The organism is uncultured Veillonella sp. (assembly GCF_938010505.1).
Lineage (GTDB): Bacteria > Bacillota > Negativicutes > Veillonellales > Veillonellaceae > Veillonella.
Genome location: NZ_CALLVP010000058.1, coordinates 1 through 4,653 on the forward strand (window position 1 = coordinate 1; position 4,653 = coordinate 4,653).

The window sequence follows — 4,653 nt, forward strand, 5'->3', positions numbered from 1 at the left end:
GGACATCCTGGTCCACTAACAAGTTCTATGCCACTTGGCAATAATTGACGAAGACCTTCTCGGAAAATAGATACTGTATGCGTACCGCAGACCTCCATGAGTCGCACAGTTTCCCCATGCTCATAAAGAGTATTGATGCGCTTTAACAAGGCATCAGCTGTGTTCTGCTTTTCCTGCAAAGTAAGCTTCTTCAAGTTCTTCTAACTCCCTAAAGGCCTCTAATGTTTTTTGAGCCTCTTCTTCATCAACAATTTGTACGGCAAAACCCGCATGGACTAACAACCAATCCCCGACTTTTGCTTCTGGCACAAGGAGTAAGCTACAATCACGAGTAGCCCCCGTCAATTCAACAGTACCAATAGCTTCATTTATAGCAATCAACTGTGCCGGTACAGCTAAGCACATAATATCTCCTTATCTATATCATTTTTTAACAAATTTTATATACAGATGCTTTTGTAAAAGCATCTCTAAAATATATAAATTAAATTAATATTATTGTACCACAATTACAATCATTATTTAGTGATAGTAGCCACAAGTAACTATTTCTGACTACCGAGCCACAATTGTCCCAAAGCAAGGCCCCCATCATTAGAAGGAACGGTTTCATTCATATACAAATTTCCTACATGCCAGGCTCGATAAATCAGTTCTACTAATTTGCGGTTTTGAAATACACCACCTGATATAGCAGCATCATTAATATTATATCGCTCCATTAAATCTGCTGCAGTTTCACAGACTGCAATAGCAATCGTTTTATGGAAGGATGCGGCTAGATGAGCACGAGACTCTCCTTGTACAACACCATCCATGATGGCTTGTACTGTAGGCGTAAAGTCAAGAATACGACCATCATAATTATAATCAAGTAGTGAGCCTTTTTCATCACCGCATAAAGCCTCTAGGGCAATGGCAATTTGTGCATCATAACTATGGACCATACCGAGACCTAACAGAGAGCCTACTGAATCAAATAGCCGACCACAACTTGTAGCTTGAATCATAGGCATAGAAGACTGTAATGCTTTATCTAACATTTCCCATCCCTTTGGAAGTTCTTTCATCCACGCTTGATACACAGAAGGAATATGATTATCATAGCAATTGCGAATATACCACAAGGCTTGACGCCACGGCTCTCTAACAGCCTTTTCCCCACCTGGCAATGGAGCCGCATGGATATGGGCTAATCTCTGGTATTGATTTCCTTTACAAAGGAGAAATTCACCACCCCATATAGTACCATCTGGTCCATATCCAGTACCATCCATAGCAATACCTAATACAGTCCCGCTTAAATTGTGTTCAGCCATAACAGATGCTATATGAGCATGATGATGTTGAATAGGTACAACAGAAAGATGAGCGTTGTCACCAATGCTTTTACCTAACCGAGACGAAAAAAACTGAGGATGACTATCTATAATAATCTTTTCTGGTTGTATAGAAAATAAATTCTTATATCGCTCAATGGTCCATTCTAGGGTTTTATGAGTAGATGCATTCTCTAAATCTCCAATATGGGGCCCTACGAGAACTTCACTACCTTTATTTAAAGCGAAAGCATTCTTTAAATCACTGCCCATAGCTAATATCGAAGTTTGTTCTAAACCGTCACAATGAATTGGCTCTGGTACATAGCCACGACTACGACGAATAAATCGAGGCTTATTATTGATGACCATCACAACTGAATCATCAAGAGGAGCATAGATTTCACGATTATGAACAAGGAAATAGTCTGCTACCTCACCTAGTTCATTAAACGCTTGATCGTCATTATATAATACGGAATCACCACTTCTGTTACCACTTGTCATAACCCAGGCTGCATCAGAGGGCAATAAAACCTCATGCATCGGTGTATAGGGCAACATCACTCCTAACATATGATTGTCTGGTGCTACGTGAGAACTTAAACGGACAGAGCTATTATGATTTCTTTCTAATAGCACAATAGGCCGTTCCATCCCCGTCAATACATCTAGTTCTACATCACTAATTTGAACTAACTCTATGGCTGTATCTAATGAACCAACCATAATAGCTAATGGCTTATGAGGTCTGTTCTTTCGCTTACGCAAACGTTGTACAACCGCATCATTTCGTGCATCACATACAAGATGATAGCCACCTACCCCTTTTATGGCAATAATACTACCTTCATTGATCAATTCACGCGTAGTATTCCATACATTTACCGTATCTACAGCCGTGCGATTTGGCTTATATAAGGTATAACGAGGCCCACAATAAGAGCATGCATTTGGTTCAGCTCTATACCGACGCCCCTCTATATCTTCATACTCAGCTAGACAAGCTTCACACATTGGAAACTCGTTCATCGTCGTTCGTTCACGATCATACGGCAAAGATTTGATTATCGTATATCGTGGGCCACAATTTGTACAATTGATAAAAGGATATTCACGTCTGCGTTTATCCTGCTGTAGTTCTTTAATGCAGTCATCACAAGGCGCCGTATCGGCGCTAATAAACGTACTCACCGCTTCACCTAATGGAGATGGCGCTACTATAAAATCGGTTTCATCACCTTTTACAGTAAGATGTTGTACAGTTTGACTTGTAATGCGACATAAACGAGGTTGCTCCGCTTGAACAGCATCTAAAAATAGTTGCAATGCTCCTAGAGGACCTTGTATTTCAACATATACACCACGGCTATCATTATATACAAAACCAGTTAAACCTAGAGAATGGGCACACATAGAAACAAGGGGCCGGAATCCGACCCCTTGAACTATACCGGTATAGCGAATTCCCCAGCGTTCTATAGTTTGATTACTATTTTGTTTCATATGAACTCCTACTATACTCGGAGAATACTCAATAATTAACCTAATGCAACAGGAATACTACCATCGATGCCCGCTTGCTCCAACTCAGCTTGAATCATGATGGCACATTCAATACGTTTCTTTTGTAGGCGGCAACCGAATTCATAAGGTGTTTCTAAATCACCACCTAATGTAATATTGTTAGCATGGCAACCACCAGAACAGAAGAACTTAGCCCAACATTCAGCGCAGGTTGGTTTAGAGAATACATGTGTATTTCGAAAATCTTTAGGGATTTTTGTATTTTGTAAGCCGTCATACACATTGCCAATTATGAAACCATCTTTACCAACAAATTGGTGACATGGGTAGATATCGCCATTTGGTACAATCGCCATGTATTCATGACCTGCTCCACAACCTCGAAGGCGTTTCGCCATACATGGTCCACGATATAAATCCATACGGAAGTGGAAGAAGTTAAACTTCTCGCCCCAGCCTTCTAACTGGCGTTGTAAATAAATATCTGCTAATTTTTCATATTCTTTCTCTAGAGCTGGCCAATCTTCTTCACGAAGCACATAGTCCCCTTCTTCACCGACAACAGGCTCCATGGACAAATGCTCAAAGCCAAGATCAGACATTGCCATAACGTCTTTAGTAAAGTCTAAGTTTTTATGAGTATATGTACCACGTACATAATATTCAAGACCGTGACGTTGTTTTACTGCGTTGATAAGGTTTTTAGCAATATATTTATAAGACTCTGCACCACTACCGGCTACTGGACGCATTGCATTATGTACTGATTCACGACCATCCAAAGACAATACTAAACTCATCTTGTGTTTGTTTACATAGTCGATTTTATCTTGTGTTAAAAGCATACCATTCGTAGTCAATGTTAACTTAAATATCTTATTGTGCTTTTCTTGAATGGATTCAATGTATTCAACCGTTTGCTTAACAACATCCCAGTTCAACAATGGCTCACCGCCGAAAAAGTCAATTTCGCAATGTTGGCGAGGTCCACTCATTTTAATAAGAAAGTCCACAGCTCGTTTTGCTACATCAAAGCTCATCAATTCTCGTTTTACACCGCCGTAATCACCTTGGCTAGCAAAGCAGTATTTACATGCTAAGTTACAATCATGAGCAATATTTAAGCATAATGCCTTAACAATAGGTTTCTCACCTACTACAAGTTTAAACTCTTTGCTCATCGGTGCAAACAATTGCTCCGCTTTGATGAGCTCATCTAACTCGTCCATAATCTCATCTAGTTCTACTGCATCTTCTTTAGCATCTAATTCAGCATGTACAGCATCGCGATTAGTGCCATCATATATGTCAAGAACTCTATCGATGAGTTCGTCGATAACATGGATAATACCGCTATTTACGTCTAAGCAGTAATAATTATCCTTCATCCGAAACTTATGGATCATTGGTTTTAATTCTAACATGGTACCTCCAATTGATATATATGGTAAAAGCTCTAGTATATAGAACTTTCTAAATAATTGTACCACATTTCAACTCCAAACGTTATGAAAAGAGTCATAAAGATATGCCATACAATGTATGTCTTTAAAACATAAATAAAAAAGGCCCGCTAAGCGAGCCTCTTCATTATTTTTGTTTGCAAACTTGGTTACCAACTGTGCAGCTTGTTTTGCAAGCAGATTGGCAAGATGTTTGACATTCCCCACAACCGCCAGTTTTAGCAGTTTTTTGCAAGGATTCAGTGTTGATAGTACGAATACGTTTAGCCATGGTTATCCTCCTCAATACTTATCGAATGATATTTATTTTATCATATTTATAAAAAGCCTGTAAAATACTATTT

General features: G+C 39.2%; 4 protein-coding genes and 1 pseudogene. All 5 read right to left on the bottom strand.

Features of this window, described 5'->3' with window-relative positions; all coding sequences use genetic code 11:
* Positions 1-194, bottom strand: a pseudogene (locus Q0507_RS03220) (hydrogenase formation protein HypD); the annotation flags it as partial.
* The gene (locus tag Q0507_RS03225) at positions 154-405 is read right to left on the bottom strand and encodes a HypC/HybG/HupF family hydrogenase formation chaperone (RefSeq protein WP_298712286.1); all 252 of its coding nucleotides are present in this window, start codon (positions 403-405) and stop codon (positions 154-156) included. The pseudogene Q0507_RS03220 and the gene Q0507_RS03225, both read right to left, overlap by 41 nt.
* A 140-nt stretch (positions 406-545) precedes the next feature.
* Positions 546-2,825, bottom strand: coding sequence for a carbamoyltransferase HypF (hypF, locus tag Q0507_RS03230; protein ID WP_298712289.1), 2,280 nt, complete (start codon positions 2,823-2,825; stop codon positions 546-548).
* Between the two features lie 35 nt (positions 2,826-2,860).
* Positions 2,861-4,270, bottom strand: a complete 1,410-nt coding sequence (gene scfB / locus Q0507_RS03235; RefSeq protein WP_298712292.1) for a thioether cross-link-forming SCIFF peptide maturase — start codon at positions 4,268-4,270, stop codon at positions 2,861-2,863.
* A gap of 166 nt (positions 4,271-4,436) precedes the next feature.
* Complete coding sequence (scfA, locus tag Q0507_RS03240; protein WP_004693318.1) at positions 4,437-4,580, bottom strand: six-cysteine ranthipeptide SCIFF; 144 nt, start codon at positions 4,578-4,580, stop codon at positions 4,437-4,439.
* Between the last annotated feature and the right edge of the window lie 73 nt (positions 4,581-4,653).

Coding starts and splice junctions, on each gene's coding strand:
- Q0507_RS03225 (WP_298712286.1), bottom strand. CDS start 405: ATGTGCTTAGCTGTACCGGCACAGTTGATTGCTATAAATGAAGCTATT.
- hypF (WP_298712289.1), bottom strand. CDS start 2,825: ATGAAACAAAATAGTAATCAAACTATAGAACGCTGGGGAATTCGCTAT.
- scfB (WP_298712292.1), bottom strand. CDS start 4,270: ATGTTAGAATTAAAACCAATGATCCATAAGTTTCGGATGAAGGATAAT.
- scfA (WP_004693318.1), bottom strand. CDS start 4,580: ATGGCTAAACGTATTCGTACTATCAACACTGAATCCTTGCAAAAAACT.